Source organism: Clostridium oceanicum (assembly GCF_039521385.1).
In the GTDB taxonomy this organism is placed as follows: domain Bacteria; phylum Bacillota; class Clostridia; order Clostridiales; family Clostridiaceae; genus Clostridium_F; species Clostridium_F oceanicum.
Genome location: NZ_BAAACG010000001.1, coordinates 65,637 through 88,712, shown reverse-complemented (window position 1 = coordinate 88,712; position 23,076 = coordinate 65,637). Strand labels below are relative to the sequence as shown.

Sequence of the window (23,076 nt, the reverse complement as noted above, 5' to 3'; positions counted from 1 at the left end):
GTGATATTATGCTTCCAATTGAAAGACAAAAAAAATTTCTAGATTTGTTATCAAAAAAAGATATGATAACCATACCTACTTTTGCAGAGAAATTTAATATATCAATTGAAACAGTAAGAAGAGACTTAAGCATATTAGAAAAACAAAATAAAATAGAAAAAGTATATGGTGGGGCAAAGCTTAAAAAAAATTCCTTTAATGAACCTGCAATGAAAAATAGGATGAATAGTAATATTGAACAAAAAAATGCTATTGGAAAAACTTGCAGTGAATTTATAAAAAATGGCGAATGTATATTCATAGATAGCGGATCTACTACCTATCATATAGCATCATATTTATCAGACAAGAAAAACTTAACTATAATAACTAACTCTATACCAATCGCAACCAAACTTTTAAATTCAGACTTTGAAATTATACTTATAGGAGGAAGAGTTAGACACAGTGAACATTCTATTGTAAGTTATGACTATTTATTTAATTTTTCTCAGCTTAATATAAGTAAAAGTTTTATATGTGCTGGTGGTATTACATGTAAAAATGGAGTTACTGATTTTAATATGCAAGAAGCAGTTACAAGAAAAACTATAATAGAGAGATCTAAAGAAATCTTTGTAGCTGCAGATAGTAGTAAATTTGGTAAAGATGTTATGGTAAATATAACTCCCATTAATAAAATTGACTATATCGTTACTGACTCTTTGTTAAACAAAAAAATAGCTAGTGAACTTAAAAAGACTAATACCAATCTTATAATAACTAAAATCTAAAATTTATAACAATAAAAGGTAGATTATTTAACTTAATTAACCTACTCTTTATGTTTACATATGTAATTTACTTACTAATTAATTTTTTTATTATAAAAACCCTATGCAAACGCATAGGGTTAATAGCTAATTAAATTTATTAGTCACCACAGTTAATATATATATTTACATTATTACAAGTTATATCTATTTTACCACAGTTACTTCTATGATGATCATAGCAACTGCCCATTGCTAATTCTTCTCTATCTTTTCTAGCTTGTCTATCCATATTTTCCATTAACAAGTCACCTCTTAATCACAATTTAAATACTTATTTACATCATTTGTATTTATTGTAATTTTTGAATAACCTTTAAAATAATTAGGTTTATAATAACTTTTATTACAACTATAATTACATTTCAATTTTTCCTAATATAATAATAAACAATAACAACAAAAATATTATATAAAGTACATAAACTAGCATCAACCTTATTTTAAATTGTTATTCTATACTATATATTATATTATAAGAAAGCTTGTTTTGTGATATTAATCTAAAAGTTATTTTAATATTAAAATAAGAACATTATAAAAACCCTATGCAAAAGCATAGGGTTAATAACTAATTAAGTTTATTAGTCACCACAACTAACATATATATTTACATTATTACAAGTTATATCTATTTTACCACAGTTGCTTCCATGATGATCACAACAACTAGCCATTGCTTCTTCTTCTCTATTCATTATAACTTTTTTATCCATATTTTCCATTAACAAGTCACCTCTTAATCACAATTTAAATACACATTTACATTGTTTGCATTTATAGTAATTGCTGAACAACCTTTAGAACAGTTGGCTTTACAAGGGCTTTTATTGCAACTATACCTATCTTTTAAGGTTTGGCACAAACAACATAAACAGTAGTAATAATAGTAATAACAATAGTATATATAATACTGGTAAATCAAAAGCCAAAATATGAAAGCTGCAATAATACTAAAACAACATATGCAGTACATAATCTAGCACCAACTTTATTTTAAATTGTTGTTCTATACTACATATTATATTAGAACAAACCTAGTTTTGTGCTAGATTTTACAAATAAATTTTTAACAAATAAAAAAGGTGATTTCTTAATAGAAATCACCTTTTATAAACTTAAGTACACAACAATATTTAAATAATATTAAAGTATTGTAATATCTTCAGCTTGAGGACCTTTTTGTCCTTCAACTACTTTGAAAGATACTTTTTGTCCTTCTTCTAAAGTTTTGAATCCTTCTTTGTTGATTTGTGAAAAATGAGCAAATACGTCATTTCCTTCTTCTGTTGTGATGAATCCAAATCCTTTTTCTCCGTTAAACCATTTAACTGTTCCTGTCATAATTTGTTACCTCCGAAATTTTTATTTCTTTAACTTCTCAAAATAAAACATCAATAAAAATCTCGAAATCTATGTATTTAAGATATTCTTAACCACACAAAATTTCAAAATATCAATTTAGTCAATTATTTGTTACTCATTAAAGATACCATGTAAGTATAACATATTTATCTATAATAGTCAAATATATTATAAGCTAAATTTAATAAATAGAACTCCTAATTTAATATGCTAAATTTTACAATAATTTCTCATATTAAATCATATACTAACATAATCATTTGAAATATATAAATAAAAAAAGTGATTTCTTAATAGAAATCACTTTTTATTTACTTTGTAAATATCTTAATATTTTAATAATAAACCTAAGCTTACCATTAAAACCTTAAAACATACTTAGTTTAATAAAATTAAACTAAAGTGATGTTTTCAGCTTGAGGTCCTTTTTGTCCTTCAGCTACGTCAAAAGATACTTTTTGTCCTTCTTCTAAAGTTTTGAATCCTTCTTTGTTGATTTGTGAAAAATGAGCAAATACGTCATTTCCTTCTTCTGTTGTGATGAATCCAAATCCTTTTTCGCTACTAAACCATTTAACTGTTCCTGTCATAATTTCTTACCTCCGAAATTTTTATTTCTTTAATGCTTCATCAATAAAAATTTCAAAATCTATGTATTTAAGTTATTCTTAATCACATACAATTCTAAAATATTGATTCAATTACTTATTTATTTCTCATTAAAGATACCATGTAAGTATAACATAACATTTTAGATAATTCAAGGATTTTCTTGAAATTTTTATGAAAAAGCATTTTAAATTTTTATTACTATTATTATACACTATTATCCATGATTTGTGTTGAAAAAAATAATAAATTTTGTTAAAATTCAGATTTTTATAAAATAGTTTTGTATCCCTAGTATCTTTCATTTTTATTATATTCAAAATATGATATACTTAATTGGTTTAACACATTTATATAAATCAAAATATATTTTAAAGATGAAAGGTAATTTATTATGATAAACTTTAAAGAATTAGGTATAGGAGAATCCTTATTAAAAGAACTTAAGCATCAAAGAATTAATAAAGCTACAAAAGTACAAGAGCAAACCATTCCTCTTATAAATAAAGGACATGACATTATAGCTGAATCTCAAACAGGAACTGGTAAAACTTTAGCCTTTTTACTGCCTATGTTTGAAAAAATGTCTATTACCACAGAAGGTGTTCAAGGTTTAATAATAACACCTACAAGAGAATTAGCCATACAAATTACTGAGGAAGCAACTAAACTTAAATCAGCTAAAAACATAAACATATTAGCAGCTTATGGCGGAAAAGATATAGGGTCCCAACTTAAAAAACTAAAAAATAATATTCACCTAGTTATCGCAACCCCTGGTAGACTTTTAGATCATTTGGAAAGAAAAACTATTAATTTTAAAAATTTAAAAACTTTAGTATTAGATGAAGCTGATCAAATGCTTCTTATGGGATTTAAAAATGAAGTTAGAACTATTATATCTAACATTCCAAAAAAACGTCAGACTCTATGCTTTTCAGCAACAATCAATTCTGATGTAAAAAAATTAGCATACAAAAATATGAAAGATCCTAAAGTCATCACTATAAAAAAAGAAAAAGTAACTCTTAATAATATAAAACAACTTCTTATAAAAACAACAGATAGAAAGAAACAAGATGCACTTTGCAAAGTTTTAGATGAAGAAAATCCATTCATGGCAATAATATTTTGTAGAACCAAAAGAAGAGTTGATAACCTTGAAGAAGCTCTTTATAAAAAAGGCTATAACTGCCAAAAACTTCACGGTGATATAAAACAATCAAAACGCGAAAGAATAATGAAATCTTTTAAAAATTTAGAAATTCAATACCTTATCGCAACAGATGTTGCTGCAAGAGGCCTTGATATAAACGGGGTTACACATGTTTTTAACTACGACATGCCAGAAAATGCAGAAAGTTATATACATCGTATAGGGAGAACTGGTAGAGCTGGTGAAAAAGGTTATGCCTTCTTATTTTCAGCACCTAAAGACGAAAACATATTATCTTCAATAGAAAAAGATATTAAATTAACTATCCCTAGAAAAGTTTTAGAAGATTAAAAATTACTAATAAATAACTTATCTAATCAATAGTTTTAAATTCACTAAATTATTCTTAAATATAAAAACCCAAATCTATAACTTTATTATAAGGATTTGGGTTTTTATATAATAATATCTAAAGTATTAAATACTTCCTAACTGCTCATTAGTATATTTTCCTTTAAGGTTTAACATATATGTCTTTAAATATGGACTTAAAACTAATTCAACACATCCAGTTCCTTCTTTGTATATAGCTCCATTAATCCATTTTGTCTCAGTAATACTATCTCCCTCCTGTATGTCAATAGACTTTTTCATAAGTTGTCTTATTATATCTTGCATCTTAGTATACTTTACTTTTGGCTGATTCTCTAAAAGCTTCATAAATTCACATATATTAACTTTATATATTTTAGAATCTTTATCTGTTTTTTTTAACATATTAGCCAAAAGTAAAATTAATTTTTGCTCCTCTATAGTAAAATCATAGCTAGAAAAAACCTTAAAATATTCTGATTCAATTGATAAGTAATTTTTACACATGTCACATTCACCTCGAAAGTATTTTAGTATATTTCAAACTAACCTAATTTAGAAATATCATAAATCCTTATATAATTATTTTAAGTTTATCCATATACCATTTTCTAACTTTATATAAGTAATTTTAACAATTTTTTCAAAAATAATAAAGAGTATTATAATTTTTTAGTGGGAATACCTTTATATTATTAAAAAACCTTAAAACATTATCCTACTATATAAAAATAAAAGATAGTTTATAACTTCACTTTAATACCGTAAAGTTTAAAACTATCTTTTTCTTAAATGAATAAGAATATAGTTCTCCATTAAATTATTTTTTTAAAACCTTTAATATATAACAAATTTCATCATCTGTTATTTTTATTCTATATGCTTCTTCTAATATTTTAGATGCATTCCTTATTTTCATAAACTGTATTTTATTATTTTTTATAAATTTATCCATATTATCAAATTTTACAATATCTTCATGTATACATCTATCAAGCATGCATCCTAAATGAACTATTAAATCTATCAAATTACTCTCATCGCTTTTATTCTCTAAATTTAATTTGTCTATAAATTTCTTTATATAAGCCACTGCAAATCTTGGGTTCAAACATTTTACATACTGTTCTAACATTTCCCTTGATATATCATATATACTTTTTTGTCCCTCTTTAAGTTGATTTTTACTTTTAGATATATTTATCTGTAAAAATTTAATAAATTTATCTTTAAATTTATCATTTAAAAGTTGATTTATAGGAAAATAGGGTACATCCAGTTTAGGTTTCAAACTTCCAACACATGCAATAATATCATATTTATCTTTTAACTTTTTAAGTTCTTTAGAATCTTTTTCAGCAGATATATAATCTAATGGAATAATGTCTATGTCTTCATTACTTGATGATTCATTTATAACATTAAATAATATATTTTTAGCCATCATACTTGCACCTTTACCAGTAACACATACTGTTATTATTGCTTTCTTTTTATTTTTTAAAGAGCCTATAGTAGGTACTTTCTCTTTTTTGGTAAGTGATTTGTGCATTATTGTTAAATTTTCTTTTTTATACAAAACTCTTCTAAGAGATTCAAGGACTAAAAGGGTAGATACATTATCAATTGTTTTAACCTTTATTCCTGTTTCATTCATTATTCTATCTCCAAAACTTCCTAAAGATCCCATATCTACTAAAAGTAATATTCCTTTTCCCTTATCCAAAGCTATAGCCGTAGCAAGAGTTTTATTATATACTTCTTCTATTTCGGAGTCCAAAGGCATATCTATAGATTTAACAACATTAGAATTCAACAATGAATTAGCAACATTTGCCATACTTGTAGCTGTACTTTCCCCATGACACACTACAACTATTCCTATCTTAGATTGATTTTCTTTTTCATCTTTATTATTTGCAAGCAAAAATGCTAAAAAACCTTTTTCATCTTCTGGTATATCAATATTAAATTTGTTGTTTAACTGTACTATCAACCCTTCTGCAACTTTATATTCTTGTGGATAGGTCTTCTTTATTTTGTATAAATTTGGGTTTTTTATAGGTTTTTCCTCTTTTAATCTTTTGATTAATGATTGAATATGAAAAGCAAATCCTAAAACTAATTTGCTACTAAATTTGGTGTTTAACTTTTGAGAAGAATAATTAATTAAGTTTATTGAAGTGTCTACAATCTCTTTATCTATTACTTTGTATAATTGTCTTATATTTAATCCGTCAAAATTAATTTTATTTATAACTTTATCAAAATGATTCTCTATTAATTCGTTAATTTTTATATCTATTTCTTTTTCATCTAATCCACACTTTTTTAATTCTTCTAATTTTGAAAATAATAAATCATAAATACTTTCATTAAATGAATCAGAATAATTTCTACTTGTATTAGATGGTGAAATAATTATCTCATCATTTAAAATATCTAGAAATTCCTTTACTTTCCCCTCTATTTTATTTTCTTTAAATATATTCTCTCTAATTTCTCTTTTTAGCATTTGAAATTCAACTTTTAATTTTTTCACATTAGGATTATTAGTCTGTATATAAAATAAAAATGCCTTTGCACATAAAAGCTTTATTTCTGAACTAAGTTCTCCTATATTTCCAGCAAAATCATATATAGCTAAAGCTTTTAAAACTTCTGGGGATATACCTATAGGCATTTTTAATTTAACCGCTTCCCTGTAAAATAAATTTTCTATTATTTCTACTCTTTCACCTATATCTTTGTTAGAAAAACAAGGAAGTTTAATTATTACAGGTATCCTTCTTAAAAAAGTTGTAAGCAAAACATCATTAGGATCTTCTGTAGTTGCTGCTATTATAAGAACACTGCTTTTTCTAGTTTTACCTGTCTCCCCTAACCTATGATACTCACCTTTATCCATTAAAAAAAACAGCATTTCCTGACCATCTGGTGGAAGTCTATGAACCTCATCTAAAAATAATATTCCACCATTTGCTTCTTCTACAAGTCCTTTTTTATTTTCATCAGCTCCTGTAAAAGCTCCTTTAACTGATCCAAAAAGCTGTGCTAAAAGCAATTGTGGATTATTAAAATAATCTGAACAATTAAAAGATATAAATGGAAAGTCTTCTTTTACTACTTTTTTACTCTTCTTTGCATATTCATACATAGTATTTGCAAAAGTTGTTTTACCTACACCACTTTTACCTAATATCAAAGTATGCAAACCATTAGGTGGATACATTATTGCAGCTTTAGCCTGACCTATTTGATTTAAAAGACTATTGGTACTTCCTATTAGTAAATCAAAGGGATCCTCCTTTTGATTTTCTTTTGTTACTGCCCATTCTTTTATAATATCTTTCAATTCATTAGGAGTAAGCTCTGTTTTCCAGTTTTGACCTATATCTTCAAAAACGTTTTCATTAATTGCTTTACTTGGAATAAATTTAACAGGTCTTGTTACTATTTTAATTAACTTGCCTTCTCTCCAAAGTTCATTTAATAATGTACTAGCATTATTTCTAACTATATTAAGTTTTTCTTGAATTTCAAAAGCACTTATGCCAATATCCTCATCTTTTCTTACATTTTCTTTTATATTCTCAAGTGATACACTGTCCTTTATATATATATAAATACTTTCTTTTTTTGTCATTGCTCTAATCACCAACCTTTATATTAATTTATCTTATGTCTTTCACTTCCTTTCTCTAGTTTTTATTTTATTTAGATTTATCTTTTTCATCTTTCATATGAACAATTTTTAGTTTTTCAAAAGCTTTTGGTAATGGTATTTTATCTTTAAACTTATCAAGATACATAGCCATTAAAAAACATGCTCCACCTAAATATATATTTCTTGTAAAAAAAGATGCTATCAATAATGTAGTTGTCAAAAAAACTAGTAAATACCAAACCCCTGGTTTCATATTAACACCCCTTTATTTTAATATTTTATTATTTTTATATATTTATTTTATTATAGATTATATTAAAAATATTTCAATTTCAATGTTATATTATGGAATAAAAGATTTCATTCTTTTATGAAATCTTTAATTTCAACACTTATATATGATTTCTAATTTTATTTTAATTCATAATATTCTATTATTTGATTATTTTTTTAATCAATGCATATATTTTTTGAAAATTCAGTATAGCTTCACCTTAAAAACATCATGCACTAATTATCAAATATGTTCTAGTGCATATTGTCATGTAAAAAAGCCTTTAATTTCAACATTGAAAATTCATATGCTCTGTTTGGCACAAAAGTTGCTGTATATGTTTACAAGAAAATAAATTTCAAGGAGGACGTGATGCTATGGAAGCTAATTCTCTAATAAACAAAGAATTAATCTTATTAGATTTTGCTGCAGATGATAAGTTTGATCTTTTAAATAAACTTTCATCACTACTAATTCAAAAAGGATATGCAAAAGCTTCATTTAAAAATGCTGTAATAGAACGAGAAAAAGTATTTCCCACAGGACTTATAACTAAAGGAGCTAATGTTGCAATTCCCCATACTGATCCAGAGCATGTTATAAAACCCGCAATTATATTTGCTAAACTAAAAGATCCAATAACTTTTAAAGAAATGGGAAGTGGAGAAAAAGATATAGATTCAGAATTAATATTTATGCTAGCAATAAATAATCCTAAAAAACAAGTAACAACATTAAGTAAACTTATGTCAATATTTTCAAATGAAGAAACCTTAACTAAATTTAAAAATTCTAATGAAGCCTCTGAAATATTAGAACTTTTAAATAAAGAACTTAGTTAATTAAAAAAATAACAACATTATTAATGAAAACAAAAAATTGAACTTATTAATCTATCATAAACGAGATTTAAAATATAAAATTAAAAATAATAAGGAGGAGTTAAAATGAAAAATATTATTGTAGCATGTGGTTCAGGGGTTGCAACTTCCCAAACAGTGGCATCAAAAATAGCTAGAATGTGTGATGACGCAGGAATACAAGCAAACGTAGAAGCAGTTGATATAAAATCTTTAGAAAGTGTTATAGGACAAGCTGATATATACGTTTCAATTGTTCCAACAGAAGGATTAGATATAAAAATACCTACATTAAGCGGTATACCATTTTTAACTGGTATGGGAATTGACGAAGAATTTGATAAATTAAAAGAACTTATTGAGTAAAATTTTGATTTTTACTAATCAGAATTAGACCTTATAAAATATTTAACTATAGCACACACTTACAACTATTTAATTAAAATTAATTGCTAATAATCTAAGCTTTAAAGTAAAAAACTAAATAATCATTGTAAAACTTAAATAAACAACTTACCTATTACACTTATTAAAACAGATTAAATTGAGACTAGTAAAAACACAAATATATTTCTAATATTTCATACTCAAAACAATTTTAACCTTTAAAAATTAAAATAAAATTTAAGGAGGAATTAGATTATGAGTGCTATTATACACTATATTTTAGACTTAGGTGCAGGAATATTTTTACCAATAATAATGATAATAATGGGATTACTAATTAAAATGAAACCTAAGAAAGCTATTAGTGCTGGTTTAACTTTAGGTGTTGCATTTATAGGAATGAATGTTGTTTTAGATTTTATGTTTGGAGCAATAAGTCCTGCTGCAAACGCTTTTGTTAAAAGTACAGGAATACATCTTAACGCTATAGATGTTGGTTGGTCTCCATGGGCTGCAGTTGCATGGGCTTGGCCTTATGCACTAGCAATGTTCCCACTACAAATAATTATAAACATTGCAATGCTAGCTCTTGGTTGGACAGACTGTTTAAATGTTGATATGTGGAATGTTTGGGGAAAAATCTTAACTGCTGTAATCGTTTCAGCTATAACTGGAAGTTTAGCTCTTGCTTTTGTTGTTGCAGCTATTCAGGTAGTCTTTGAACTTAAAAGTGCTGATATTACCCAGAAACAAACTTATGAAATTACTAAAATCCCGGGAATTGCTTGTTCTCACCCAATGATGCTTACTGCATCTGTACTTTTACCATTCAACAAATTATTAGATTTAATACCTGGGATAAACAATGTAAAAATAGATGCTGCTAAATTAAAACAAAAAATTGGTATATTCGGTGAAAACAGTACTATGGGTTTCATAGTCGGTTCAATAATAGCCGCTTTTGGTGGATATAACGTTAAAGGGATCTTAACTACTGGTATACAAGTAGCTACTGCATTAGTTCTCTTCCCTATGGTAGCAAAATTATTTATGCAAGCTCTATCTCCTATTGCTGATGCAATGAGTGAACTTATGAAAAAAAGATTTAAAGGTAGAAAATTCTACATTGGTTTAGATTGGCCTTTCTTAGCTGGACAATCTGAAATATGGGTAACAGCTATAATATTAGTTCCAGTAGAATTGGCTCTTGCAGTATTATTTTCTAAATTAGGTTTAAGTAGTGTTCTACCTTTAGGATCAATAATAAATATATGTTTTGCAGTTCCACTTCTTATAATTACTGGAGGAAACTTGCTTAGAATGATATTAATCGGAATAATGGCTACACCACTTTACCTTATAGTTTCAAGTCAATTCAGTCCTCTTATGACTGATCTTGCAAAAAAAGTTGGAACAATTGAAATACCTAAAGGTCAATTATTAGCTTACTTTGGTATTGAAACTCCTGACTTTAGATGGGCAATGGCTCATGGTGCCAATATCATAAACGGAGATGTTTTAGGATTAGTAGTACTTATTGCATATCTAGCATTATTTGGTTGGTACTATATGCACATGAAAAAAGTAGATGCACAAATTGATGCTAAAAATAGTGCTAAATAAATTGATATAAATTAAAATATTTAAAATAAAAAATAGCTAAATGGGGAAAGGGAGTAATTTAAATGTTAGAAAACTTAAAAAAAGCTGTAGTAAAAGTAGCTAAAGCTGCAGACAAAAGTGGTTTATGTAGACATAAATCTGGTAACTTCAGTATTCGTGATGAGGAAACTGGCTATATTGTTGTAACACCTTCTGCTGTAGCTAGAGAAGAATTAACTTATCATGATATATGTGTTGTAGATATCGATGCAAATGTTATAGAAATTGAAACTGATGTAAGACCTACCAGTGAATTATTACTTCATCTTGAAGCTTATAAAACAAGAGAGGATATTAGTGCTATAGTTCATACTCATTCACACTTTGCTACTGCTTTCTCTGTACTTTCTAAAGAAATACCTCCTATAGTTTACGAGGCAGTTTCTTATGGTGGAACAGTTCACGTAGCACCTTATGGACGACCTGGAACTACAAAACTTGCTAAAAGCGTAATTGAACCTTTAAAACTTTCAGATGCTTGCTTATTAGAAAAACATGGAGTTGTTTCTGTTGCAAAAGACATCGATACTGCCCTTTTAAACGCACATTATATAGAAGAAGTTGCTGAAGTTTACTATCGTTCTTTACTTCTAAATAACGGTGAAGAACCAGAACAACTTCCAGTTGAAGAGCTAAAAAAATGGGCTTATCCTTCTGAAATAAAATTAAAAAAATAATAGCCCCTTGATAGCTGAAACTTAGTCTTATACAGATACCAAAAATTAAGACTAAGTTTCAGTTTAATAATTTTAATAATCTAGAAGAAAAAATACTACATTATACCTCTCTTTTTAATAAATAAACTTATATATTAAAATCCTATAAAATTAATAACTATTATATTCTAAGTTTTGTTCAACAATTATTATTTTATATAAATTATAGATCATAAATTTTATTAATATTGGAGGAATAAACTATGAAAAAGTTAATTAATAAACCTGAAAACTTTGTAAAAGAAACAGTAGAAGGTATCCTTTTAGCCCATCCAAAAGATCTTAAAATGGTTAATAATAATTTCAGATGTCTTGTAAGAGCTGATGAAAAAAAAGCTGGCAAAGTAGCTATTGCAACTGGAGGAGGCTCTGGGCACCTACCAACTTTCCTTGGTTTTGTAGGATACGGATTAGCTGATGGAGTAAGTGTTGGAAATGTCTTTGCATCTCCTAGTTCAGAATGTATGTATGAAGTTGATAAAGCTATAGATAACGGAGCTGGTGTCCTTCATTTATATGGAAACTATGGTGGAGATATAATGAACTTTAGAATGGCTCAAGATATGTGTGAAATGGATGATATTGAAGTTGAAGAAGTTATGGTAACTGACGATGTAGCTTCTGCACCAAAAGGTAGTGAATCTAAAAGAAGAGGTGTTGCCGGTCTTTTCTTTGCTTACAAGATTGCTGGAGCTGCTTGTGAAAAAATGTATTCACTAAAAGAAGTAAAAAACGTTGCAGAAAAAACTGTTTCCCATACAAGAACTATGGGAGTAGCTTTAACATCTTGTATAGTCCCTCAAGTAGGTAAAGCTACTTTTTCAATAGGTGAAAAGGAAATGGAAATAGGAATGGGTATACACGGAGAACCAGGAATACAAAGAACTGAGTTAAAATCTTCTGATGAAGTTGTAGAAATAATGGTAAATAAAATAGTTGAGGACTTACCATATAAAAATGGTGATGAAGTTGCTATTTTGATAAATGGGTTAGGTGCAACTCCAAAGGAAGAACTTTATATTGCCTATAGAAAAACATATACTATTTTAAAAAATTTAGGAATATCTGTTTATAAAAATTATATAGGCGAATTTGCTACTTCAATGGAGATGGCTGGTATGTCAATAACTTTATTAAAACTAGATAATGAATTAAAAGAATTATTAGATGCTCCTGCTTACTCTCCATTTTTTAATCAATAACCCTTTTTTAATATTTATATAAGTAAAAATATTAAATACTCACTTCAAATTATATAAGTTTATATAATTGAGTTTTTTAATTAAACATTTATAAAACTTGTTTAAAATATTATTATTCAATGTATGATTTTTAAAACTATAAATATAAGGAGATGAATCTATGGAAAACTCATATAAAAAAACTATAAAGGGTATATTAGAAGAAATCACAAATGTTATGAATGAAGAAAAATCCTATTTAACAGAATTAGATGCTGCTATGGGCGATGGCGATTTAGGTATAACAATGTGTACTGGATTTAAAGCATTAACTGATGAAATAGATAAGATTGAAACTTCTGATATTGGCTTTTTACTTATGAAACTTGGAATGCGTATGAATTCTGTTGTTCCTTCTACTATGGGTACATTAATATCAAACTGCTTTATGAAAGCCGGTAAATCTATTAAAGGTAAATCATCTATAGGATTAGAAGATTTTGCTACTATGGGAACAGCTGCAGTTAAAGGTGTTATTGATATTGGTAATACTGAACTTGGTAATAAAACTATGCTTGATGCTTTACATCCTGCAGTTATTTCTCTTCAAAAATCCTCTTCTGAAAAAAATTCAATAGTTGATACCACTGCACTTGCTTATAGAGCTGCATGTAAAGGTGTTGAAGAAACTAAAAACATGAGATCAGTTCATGGTAGAGCTGCTTACTATGGTGATAAATCTTTAGGAAGACCAGATTCTGGAGCTACTGCTGTAATGTTTATATTTAAAGCTATTAGCAAATATACTTCAAAAAATGCTGATTAAAAAAAGAAAGCTAATTTATCATCCTTTTTTCAATCAGATAATCAATTTATAAAATATGCTTATTTTAGTATAGAATTAAAATTATAACAAATACTATCTATGAAAACCAAATAAAAAAGGTTTTCTTAAATCTCCATTATTAGTTTTAGCTGGTATGGTGATCGCTGGGCAATTAATCTCTGTAATTTCCAACAATTATAACACATACTTTTTTCTTCTAGACATGTGTAACATTTTTGTCTCCTTTGCATGAGCTGAAAGTGAAAATAGCATAAGAACGGAAATAAATACTATTATGCAAACTCACTTTCAGCATCCTTATTACATAGTTCAAAATCTTTAGTTAAACAATTTTAAGCTTATAACTTAAACAAATATCCTTATTAATCAACCTTTAAGTTAAATTATAATGTTAATCAAAATAAAACCTTAGTTAATTCTAAGGTTTTAAAATTATTTAATATAGTTTAATAAATATTTGATTAAACATAGTTTTATTTTAATTCAAATTGAGTTTTTGAAGCAAACTTTCCATTTTGAAATGTTACCGTTATATTAGAACCATCTGAATTTATCCACGAATATATACTAGTACTAATACCTTGCATTGAAGATGTAGAAATTAACTGACCCTGTCCTAATATTTGTTTTACACTATTATAATTCATGCCCGTTTTTATTTTGTTATATTTATCCATATTAACATTTGAGGATTTTAGTGAAAGTCCTGCCTGTCCTTTTCCTACAACTTTACCATTTTGAACAGTTACATCTACATTGCTACCATCAGCATTTCTCCAACTATATACAATAGTTTTTATACCACTAATTTCTGATGATGTAGCTTCTTTACCTTTGCCTAATATTTTTTTTATATCATCATAAGTTGTTCCTATTTTTACTTCAGAAAATTTTTCATATGTTATTTTTCTAGTATCTTTTTTAACTTCTATATTTGAATTTTTAGTAGATGTTTTTGATGATTCCTTGTTAGTGTTTCTCATACCACCAACAATTCCACCTATTATCAAAAAAATAATAATCCAAAACCAAAATTTCTTATATAATGGTTTATTAAGTTTTTGTGACATAAAACACCATCCTTTCCATATGAATAACCGTTCTATTATTATATCAAACATTTGTTATTTTTTCCATATTTTAACTATTTATATTGTAAGTAATATATTATTATATATATTTCAATTAATATATAAATAATATTACTTTTATATAAAACAAATCTATATACTCATTAAGTTTATTTTATAAACAGCAAAAGTACACCTACTAATATATTTATATAATATTAGTAGGTGTACCTATAAAATAATAAATTATTTGTTTTTAAATATACATTAGTACATTTTTTATTTAATCTTCATTATATTCTTCTCCATCATAATCATCTATAACATCCTCATTATAATCATCTCCGTTATATTCTTCTTCATATTCATCTATAACATCCTCATTATAATCATCTTCATTATATTCTTCTTCATATTCATCTATAACATCCTCATTATAATCATCTTCGTTATATTCTTCTTCATCATAATCATCTATAACATCTTCATTATAATCATCTTCGTTATATTCTTCTTCATCATACTCCTCTATGATATCTTCACTATATCCATCATTCTCATACTCTTCTTCATATTCATTTTCAGATGCTAAATACTGATATGCTAAATATCCAGCTTCTAAATCTTCCTCTTCAAGATATTCATCATTTAAATATTTATCCTGAAAATCCTCTTTATAAATTTTGTTTGAATCTTTTGTTTTCTCTCTATGATATCCAATACTTGAATCTTTTATTTTGTTTCTTTTCTTTTTTCTTTCATCAGATATAGCTTCAATTAAACCCTCTATAAAACATACTAAAAAAATGCCAACTAAAAATAGTATAACTGCTTGTATAAATTCAATAAAACTACTTGTTAAAACTCCTAATATAATACAAGCAAAAATTCCTACCAATATTAAATTTCCTGCTGAGTCCATCTTTTTTTCATCTTCAAATGCCATTACTCCAATTATAACTGAAAATAAAAATATTAACCTAACTAATATATTTAATCCTATACCATAATGATGTAATAATAAAAGTCTCATTTTCTCTTCTCCTACTCAATTAAATACATATATAATACCATAATATATCATTATTTTCCAATAATAACCGTAATATGATAAAATATCTTCTTGTATATTTGTTTATTTTCTTTTGTTATGCTTGTACACTCTAGGTATATTTACAATATCATCTTTTACTTTATAGGATTTAATATTTCTATTTATTTTCATATTATTTCTTTCTTCTCTTGTTGCTGCTATTTGCATTTCTGTTTGCTTTTTTGAGGTAGTACTATAACATTCATCATTTTTAAAAAACTTTTTAGTTAAAACAAATACTATAATAAAAATAATAATTAATCCTATTATACCAATTTCCAATATATTTAAACTATTACTTGATATTCCCATTATATTTATTATGTTTGAAATTAAATTATATTGGTCTACCATAAACATAATAAATAAAAGACCCATAAAACATATGCATACGTAATTATACCAAAACACTGCTGGGAAATTACTTTTTAAACACATATATGTTGGGTCTTTATCTTTAGTACAATGACTACACTTATTATCATTACACTTTACACTTATATCTTTTCCTGTTAATTTAGAAATAACATAAAGTAAAGTAAATATAATGTTAAATATAAAAAACACTATAAGAACTATACTAAAAGAAAGTCTATATCTACTTACTTTATTGATATTTTGCATAACACTACCTAATATACTAAGGCCTCCAAAAAAAGATAGTATTATTGCTGAGAAAATTCCTAATATAGATACTAAAGTATTATTTATTCCTGAAAGTTCTTTTTCTTGTTTTGCCATCATATTTTTATAATGTTCTTCTATTCTTTTATATTCTTTTTTAGTATCTTCCTTATTCTTTTTTATATCAGAATTAAATTTATCCAAATTTTTCTTCATTACTTTTGAAACTAAATCATTAACTTTAGTTTCATAAACCTTTTGAACATGATCTTCTCTTAAAAGTTCTAATGTTATATAATCAATAAGACTTTTTATATTCATTGCATATTCTTTTAATCCAGTTTTATTAAAATAATAAGATATGCGTGTAAGATTTTCCACTACATATTCAAAATCACTCTTTCTGCTTTTATAAATAAAAGCAGACACTTCCGACTCTGAGTGTCTACCTCCACTAATTTTATAATAATCCTTTATCTCATCAGTAATTTTTTTTAACCATTCATCATCTATATCGTAAGGTTCTTTTTCACAAACTTTCCTTAGAATACTATCCATTAATTACCTCCACAGAAAATTCTAGATCTGTTTAGCTTAAAATATTCTCTTATACTTTCAATTGATATTTGTTCTGCTCTAGATGTGTATATCCAGGGATCTTCATGGTGAGTTTTTTTAACCATTTCCCAAGGTTCTACATCCAAATAAGAATCCACCACTTTTTTTATCAAAATCTTATCTTTTTCACATATTTTATCTTCTCTAAACTCTACTATTTTTGTATATAAATTTGAATCTTCATCTAAGGCAAGTTCTGAATGACCTGTTTGTTTTTCATTTATTTCTCTATTGCTATATATCTTATATCTTTTATAAACTTCTGGAACAACAGGCCCATGTCTCCAGTTTTGTATATCTTCCTTAAAGCAAGGATTATTTCTATTAACTAAAAAAGCCGCTTGTATATAATACAAAACCTTTTGTAATTTTAAATTACTTATAGGTTTTCCTCTGTCTATAGAATAGTTTATAACATACTGTGCAATATCAATAGCTTCATAACACATATACCTAACATCCTCCCCCAAAGCGTAAAACCATTACACTTATACATATATACTATATCACCATTACATATAATACATCAAATAACATTTTATATTATAAATAACAAAATAAGTTAACTAATCATAAAATTCAGTATATTTCGTTTAATTTCTATAACTTATTATATAGACTAATTTTATTTCTCTATTTTATTTCTATTATTACATCACACTTTATAGGACTAAATTATGAAAGAAAATTATATTTCTCTCCCATATATTATATTTGGATTTTAATGATATAGTGATATGTTTATTAGGTAAATATGTAGAATACATCAAATAATCCTTATTCTAAAATCATATTAATCTTTGTTATATTTTCTACTATTATACAAGTATAAACAATAATAATTTCACCAAAAGTTAATTTTCTATCATAATTTCTTTATAAAACTTAATAAAGTTTATATAAATTTCCTCTATTATAAAAAACAAATTATATTAATTACTTTCTATGGAAATCTTCACACATACTTATATATTATAAAAAATGCATTTATCATAAACCAAAATGTATAGAATTATTATTATCATTTTTTAATAAGTATTCTACTATTAAATCTTTGACCAAAATCATAAACGCTTAACTATTTTACAATTATTATGCAATATTATATAATATTACCATCAATATATCAATAACTTTATAGGAGGATTATTATGAAAAACTTAAAAAGTTTAACAAATTATGCAATATCCAGTTTGATATTGGCTACAGCTGTATCAGGAACTAACGTTAAAGCAGCCACTGGTAAAATAGACTTGATAGGCGGAGCAAACAGATATGAAACATCTGCAAAAGTTGCTAAAGCAAACTGGACAAAAGGAGCAGAAAACGTAATAATTGCATCAGGTGAAGATTATGCAGATGCTTTAAGTGCATCAGTATTAGCTAAAAAATTAGATGCTCCAATATTGCTTACAAGAAAAGGACAATTAGAAACTAGCGTAAAAAATGCTGTTAAAAAATTAAATCCTAAAAATGTATTCATTTTAGGTGGTGAAGGCGCTATATCTAAAAACGTTGAAAAAGAAGTAGGAAATGCTAAAATAACAAGACTTCAAGGAAAAGACAGATTTGCAACTAACATAGCGATAGCCAATTACTTAGTAGAAAAAGAAGGAGTAAATGCTAGTGATGTTTTAGTTGTAAATGGTAAACAAGCATTTTCAGATGGCTTATCAGTAGCACCAGTAGCAGCAGCTCAAGAAAAATTACTTCTAATTGTATCAAATGATTTAGGAGATGCAAAAGAAGCCATAAAATTTGTTAAAGATCATAATTCAAAAGTAACTGTAGTTGGAAGCGAAACAATGGTTCCATCATCAGTATATAATGGACTAAATGCTCAAAAAAGAGTAAAAGGTGGACATGATAGATTTGAAACTAATCTAAATATATTAAAAACTTTCAATTTAGAAAAAGGAAAAAAAATGTACTTTGCAAACGCACAAGGAGACAAATTCCCAGATGCATTAGTTGCATCTGCATTAGCAGGAAAATTTAATTCACCACTTGTATTAGTTAATGGACAAGGATCTAATGCCGATAATAATGCAATTAACTATATAAAAGAACATGCAGACAAAAACACAGACTTACAAGGTTTAGGTTCAAATTCCGTTATGCCAAACAGTTTGATTGAAAAAATCAACAAAACATTAGAAAATAAAGCAAAAGATAATATTTCTAATGAAAAAGAAAACAATGCTAGTTCTGAAAACTCATCAGATACTAATAATAATCAACAATCAAACAACTCAAGTAACCCTAAAACTTCTTTATTTATAAAATCTGTAACCGCTTCAAATGGAAAGTTAATAGTAAAAATGAATAAAGAAATGTTAAAAGTCCCTAATAACTTAAAAATTTTAAAGACTATAAATAATGAAAGTAACTATATTTATTCTTTCCATCCAGTAATAAACTCCACAGATAAAAACAAATTAGAAATAACTATCCCTAAAATAGAATCATCAACACAAGGTGCTATAAAAGTTAAATATAGTGTTACCTTACAAGATGATATTTTTAAAGATGATAATTTAAAAGAAGTAAGTATTCTAATTCCTGCAAAACTATCTCAAGCGGATCAAATAATAAACATACCAGATCCTAAATTAAAAGAAGTAATAAATCATTTTATAGATGAGAATAGAAATTATAATGATAATATTACAAAAAAAGATATGGAGCATTTATATTATATTGATAGTAGGACTTTACCTATATTACATGATCACAAATATACTAAAGGGATTAAAAATTTAGAAGGATTACAATATGCTAAAAATCTAACTACTTTATACCTAGAATCTAATCTAATTGAAGATATATCTCCATTAAAAAGACTTACATCTCTAAAGAAACTAAATTTACAACATAACAATATCAGCAATATAGATTGTTTGAAGAACCTTAAATCTCTTAGTAGTTTAGATCTAGGGGATAATAGTATCTCTAATATTGATCCTTTAAAATATCTTACTAATATTAATTTTTTAGGATTAGAAAAAAATAATATAACTAAGTTAACTCCTCTATCTAACTTAAAAAAGTTAACTTATATTGATATAAATAATAATAAAAATATAACAGACATAGAGCCTATATGTAATCTTACCCAACTAAACACATTAAATATGAGCTCATGCAACAGTAAAAATGAAATAAATTTTCAACCAATATGTAATTTAATAAATTTAAGAAAATTAATATTAGATAATAATTTTATAAGCGATATTAGTTTTTCTAAAAATTTATTAAAACTAGAATATTTTACTTTTAACCATAACTATGTATATGATCTTACTCCAATACAAGATTTTATTTTAGCTACTCAAACTAATAAAAATTTATATATTAATATGGGAGATCAAAATTATGAAAATGTTATAAAAATTAATGCAAGTAATAAAGGTGGAAAAAAAGAAATACCTATTCCTATAAAGGGATTAGATAAATATATTAACAAATTACAAAATAACTCAAAAGCAAATCCATTTTTCTTATCTGTTAATGAATTTAATGATTCTAATGAAGGATCATTTCAAAAATATGCTTTAGCTTCTTATAATGAAAAAAATAATACTATTGAACTATCTATAAAACCTAATAATAGTAATAAAAAAATAAACTTTAAAGAAAATGTAAGCTTAGACTGTGGAGAATATAATCTACTTTTAAAGATTCATATAACACAAGAAGGAATTCAATAAAATATTAAAGATATAATAAATATAAACTTTCTTTGTAAAATAAATAACAAGAAACAAAAGCTAAAAAGTATATTTTACTTTTTAGCTTTTATGTAGTATTCCTATATTGTAAAATTAAATAAACTTTATATTTTTAGTTAAAATTTATGATAATACTTTAATATAACTGCTATACAGTATAAATAAATATATGAATTTATAAATATCTAGATTAGAGTTATCCAAATAAAATTCTATAGTATATATTTTTTCATTTATTTAAAATTATCCTCATTTATTTTAGTAATAATTAAACACTCTATTTTCTCTTCTCCTAAAAAAGGATTTTCAATTATTTTTTTCAAAGCAGTAAATTCTGTAGGCTTATTTATATAATTACAACATTCTTTTATGTCTTTATCATCTAAAACTTTAAAATTATATTGATTTAAGGGTATAGATTTTTCTTTAGATTCTAAGATATCAATCTTTCCTTTTTTATTATCAACATCTATTCTAAAAATCCTGCCTTTAAAATTTAGAATATTTTCATGAATTCTGCTTTTATATTTAAAAATTTCTTTCTTATTTACATCAAAATTTATTATATTAGCATCTTCTGAAAAATCTTTTTCATATATAGATATCTCTTCAACATTTTCATCATCTATATAATTAGAAAGCTTATTATAGTCATCATAAGCTTTATTAGAAAATATATAAGTATTTTTATCTATAATAATATCTTTTTCATCTCCTTGTATTTCTACATTAATTTTATCTATATTTTTATTTTGTTTTATATTAACAGACTTTCCTTGTTTTCGTGCCTTTGTTATATTTGATATGAAATCATATCCATTTTTAACAAGGTCCCACATTTGCTTTGGAGAATAAGATGATAGTATTGGCATTGCTGCTTGCATTGTGCTTCCAATGTATATTTGTAAATCTAAAATAAGAGATTTATCTTTAGAATTTATAGCTTTAATTTTATATAATTCTCTATCTTTTTCAGATATTTTCTTTTTATTTACTAGGGTTAAATATGCTTTATCCATTATATACTGAAAATCTTTTAATATATTCAAAGTAATATTTAAATCAAATCCATCATCAAATAAATTTCCTTTAACCTTAAATGTTATTATTTTATCCTCTGAATATTGGTCATAATCAAAACATTTATTTGTATCTTCCATTTCTATATCCTCCTTATGTATTTTTCATTCTATATTTTACCATTTATTTCCTTTATTTATATAAGAATATTATTATATTTATTTTTATAAAATATAATAATATAAAAAAGACTTACGAAAAATTTAAGCTTTTCATAAGTCTTTTTATACAATCTGATATTTTAAAAATAAAATTAATCCCATTCTTTCCAAATTTCCGGTTTATATCCTACAGTAGCTTTTCTTCCATTACGAACTATAGGAGTTCTATATAATTTAGGATTTTCTAAAAGTAATTTTTCTTTGACATCAGGAGTTCTTATGTTTGCCATATTTAATCTAGTATATTCTTTACTCTTAGAATCAATTAGCTCCTTTAGACCTACTGCAGATTTAATACTATTAAGTTCACCTTTGCTTAGAGATTTTTGTTTTAAGTCTACAAATTGATATTTAATTCTTCTTTCTTTAAAATACCTTTCTGCTTTTTTAGTATCGAAACATTTTTTAGTTCCAAATATTTGAATGTTCATAGTTTTCTCCTTTTTGTGTTTTTAATCTTAAATCAGTAATTTTTTATATTAAAATTACTACTATATTATTGTAAAGCATTAAATTTATATAAGCTATATTATAATTTCTAATTTATATTAAATACTATATATGAAATATTTAATACTTTAAACATTATATCATAGAAGAAAAATATATATTTCTAAGAACTCATAACTTCACTAAAAATCTTATTTTATTTTTAAGATATCAATTAAAGATATTAATTTAGTAACGGTAAAACAAATATTTTTCTTATAAAACAAAAGAAAATCTCTTTGTAGCTTTTCTTAAAACTTACAAGGAGATTTTCTTTGCTAATTAAACATTTTGTCTATAAA

The 23,076-nt window shown here is 25.4% G+C and carries 22 protein-coding genes; 9 read left to right on the top strand and 13 right to left on the bottom strand.

All coding sequences use genetic code 11. From position 1 onward, the window contains the following. The first annotated feature begins 8 nt into the window (after positions 1-8). Complete coding sequence (locus tag ABDZ71_RS00385; protein WP_343757701.1) at positions 9-773, top strand: DeoR/GlpR family DNA-binding transcription regulator; 765 nt, start codon at positions 9-11, stop codon at positions 771-773. Positions 774-912: 139 nt separating this feature from the next. Here ABDZ71_RS00385 and ABDZ71_RS00380 read toward each other — a convergent pair whose 3' ends face one another. The 4 genes from ABDZ71_RS00380 to ABDZ71_RS00365 form a co-directional block, all read right to left on the bottom strand. After that, complete coding sequence (locus tag ABDZ71_RS00380; RefSeq protein ID WP_343757699.1) at positions 913-1,053, bottom strand: hypothetical protein; 141 nt, start codon at positions 1,051-1,053, stop codon at positions 913-915. Positions 1,054-1,396: 343 nt separating this feature from the next. Further along, positions 1,397-1,537 carry a hypothetical protein gene (locus ABDZ71_RS00375; protein WP_343757698.1) on the bottom strand — a complete coding sequence of 47 codons (141 nt, stop codon included), beginning with the start codon at positions 1,535-1,537 and terminating at the stop codon, positions 1,397-1,399. A gap of 421 nt (positions 1,538-1,958) precedes the next feature. Beyond that, positions 1,959-2,156 (bottom strand): cold-shock protein, encoded by a 198-nt coding sequence (locus ABDZ71_RS00370; protein ID WP_343757696.1) that lies wholly within the window; start codon positions 2,154-2,156, stop codon positions 1,959-1,961. Between the two features lie 413 nt (positions 2,157-2,569). Further along, positions 2,570-2,767 carry a cold-shock protein gene (locus ABDZ71_RS00365; protein ID WP_343757694.1) on the bottom strand — a complete coding sequence of 66 codons (198 nt, stop codon included), beginning with the start codon at positions 2,765-2,767 and terminating at the stop codon, positions 2,570-2,572. 413 nt (positions 2,768-3,180) lie between these two features. On the opposite strand from ABDZ71_RS00365, the gene ABDZ71_RS00360 reads away from it, so the two are divergent. Beyond that, complete coding sequence (locus ABDZ71_RS00360; RefSeq protein WP_343757692.1) at positions 3,181-4,293, top strand: DEAD/DEAH box helicase; 1,113 nt, start codon at positions 3,181-3,183, stop codon at positions 4,291-4,293. A gap of 126 nt (positions 4,294-4,419) precedes the next feature. On the opposite strand, the gene ABDZ71_RS00355 is transcribed toward ABDZ71_RS00360, so the two are convergent. The 3 genes from ABDZ71_RS00355 to ABDZ71_RS00345 form a co-directional block, all read right to left on the bottom strand. Further along, on the bottom strand, positions 4,420-4,821 hold the full coding sequence (locus tag ABDZ71_RS00355; protein ID WP_343757690.1) for a replication initiation protein: 402 nt from the start codon (positions 4,819-4,821) through the stop codon (positions 4,420-4,422). A gap of 313 nt (positions 4,822-5,134) precedes the next feature. Beyond that, positions 5,135-7,960, bottom strand: coding sequence for a sigma-54-dependent transcriptional regulator (locus ABDZ71_RS00350; RefSeq protein WP_343757688.1), 2,826 nt, complete (start codon positions 7,958-7,960; stop codon positions 5,135-5,137). A 67-nt stretch (positions 7,961-8,027) separates the two neighbouring features. Continuing rightward, positions 8,028-8,234, bottom strand: coding sequence for a hypothetical protein (locus ABDZ71_RS00345; RefSeq protein ID WP_343757686.1), 207 nt, complete (start codon positions 8,232-8,234; stop codon positions 8,028-8,030). 398 nt (positions 8,235-8,632) lie between these two features. Here ABDZ71_RS00345 and ABDZ71_RS00340 point away from each other — a divergent pair, with 398 nt between their 5' ends. The 6 genes from ABDZ71_RS00340 to dhaL all read left to right on the top strand — a co-directional run bounded on the left by ABDZ71_RS00340 (position 8,633) and on the right by dhaL (position 13,887). Beyond that, positions 8,633-9,097 (top strand): PTS sugar transporter subunit IIA, encoded by a 465-nt coding sequence (locus tag ABDZ71_RS00340; RefSeq protein ID WP_343757684.1) that lies wholly within the window; start codon positions 8,633-8,635, stop codon positions 9,095-9,097. A 105-nt stretch (positions 9,098-9,202) separates the two neighbouring features. Beyond that, positions 9,203-9,481 carry a PTS sugar transporter subunit IIB gene (locus tag ABDZ71_RS00335; RefSeq protein ID WP_343757682.1) on the top strand — a complete coding sequence of 93 codons (279 nt, stop codon included), beginning with the start codon at positions 9,203-9,205 and terminating at the stop codon, positions 9,479-9,481. Positions 9,482-9,757: 276 nt separating this feature from the next. Continuing rightward, entirely contained in the window at positions 9,758-11,125 is a 1,368-nt protein-coding gene (locus ABDZ71_RS00330) for a PTS galactitol transporter subunit IIC (RefSeq protein WP_343757680.1), read from the top strand. Positions 11,126-11,187: 62 nt separating this feature from the next. Next, entirely contained in the window at positions 11,188-11,841 is a 654-nt protein-coding gene (locus ABDZ71_RS00325) for a class II aldolase/adducin family protein (protein WP_343757678.1), read from the top strand. Between the two features lie 242 nt (positions 11,842-12,083). Beyond that, positions 12,084-13,082: a dihydroxyacetone kinase subunit DhaK gene (locus ABDZ71_RS00320; RefSeq protein WP_343757676.1), complete on the top strand. Its 999-nt coding sequence runs from the start codon at positions 12,084-12,086 to the stop codon at positions 13,080-13,082. 160 nt (positions 13,083-13,242) lie between these two features. Next, positions 13,243-13,887 carry a dihydroxyacetone kinase subunit DhaL gene (dhaL, locus tag ABDZ71_RS00315; protein ID WP_343757674.1) on the top strand — a complete coding sequence of 215 codons (645 nt, stop codon included), beginning with the start codon at positions 13,243-13,245 and terminating at the stop codon, positions 13,885-13,887. A gap of 494 nt (positions 13,888-14,381) precedes the next feature. Here the strand turns inward: dhaL and ABDZ71_RS00310 are convergent, their stop codons facing one another. The 4 genes from ABDZ71_RS00310 to ABDZ71_RS00295 form a co-directional block, all read right to left on the bottom strand. Beyond that, positions 14,382-14,978: a DUF3862 domain-containing protein gene (locus ABDZ71_RS00310; protein ID WP_343757671.1), complete on the bottom strand. Its 597-nt coding sequence runs from the start codon at positions 14,976-14,978 to the stop codon at positions 14,382-14,384. Positions 14,979-15,261: 283 nt separating this feature from the next. Then, entirely contained in the window at positions 15,262-16,011 is a 750-nt protein-coding gene (locus ABDZ71_RS00305; protein WP_343757669.1) for a hypothetical protein, read from the bottom strand. A 102-nt stretch (positions 16,012-16,113) separates the two neighbouring features. Continuing rightward, positions 16,114-17,253: a hypothetical protein gene (locus ABDZ71_RS00300; protein WP_343757667.1), complete on the bottom strand. Its 1,140-nt coding sequence runs from the start codon at positions 17,251-17,253 to the stop codon at positions 16,114-16,116. Next, positions 17,253-17,762 (bottom strand): Panacea domain-containing protein, encoded by a 510-nt coding sequence (locus tag ABDZ71_RS00295; protein ID WP_343757665.1) that lies wholly within the window; start codon positions 17,760-17,762, stop codon positions 17,253-17,255. The genes ABDZ71_RS00300 and ABDZ71_RS00295 overlap by 1 nt, the downstream gene beginning before the upstream one ends. A gap of 702 nt (positions 17,763-18,464) precedes the next feature. Between ABDZ71_RS00295 and ABDZ71_RS00290 the strand changes: the two genes are divergently transcribed. Continuing rightward, a complete protein-coding gene (locus ABDZ71_RS00290) occupies positions 18,465-21,023 on the top strand; it encodes a cell wall-binding repeat-containing protein (RefSeq protein ID WP_343757662.1) in 2,559 nt (852 codons plus the stop codon). A 254-nt stretch (positions 21,024-21,277) separates the two neighbouring features. On the opposite strand, the gene ABDZ71_RS00285 is transcribed toward ABDZ71_RS00290, so the two are convergent. Beyond that, positions 21,278-22,204, bottom strand: a complete 927-nt coding sequence (locus ABDZ71_RS00285) for a hypothetical protein (protein WP_343757660.1) — start codon at positions 22,202-22,204, stop codon at positions 21,278-21,280. A gap of 173 nt (positions 22,205-22,377) precedes the next feature. After that, positions 22,378-22,716 carry an arsenate reductase family protein gene (locus tag ABDZ71_RS00280; RefSeq protein ID WP_343757657.1) on the bottom strand — a complete coding sequence of 113 codons (339 nt, stop codon included), beginning with the start codon at positions 22,714-22,716 and terminating at the stop codon, positions 22,378-22,380. Positions 22,717-23,076 lie beyond the last annotated feature (360 nt).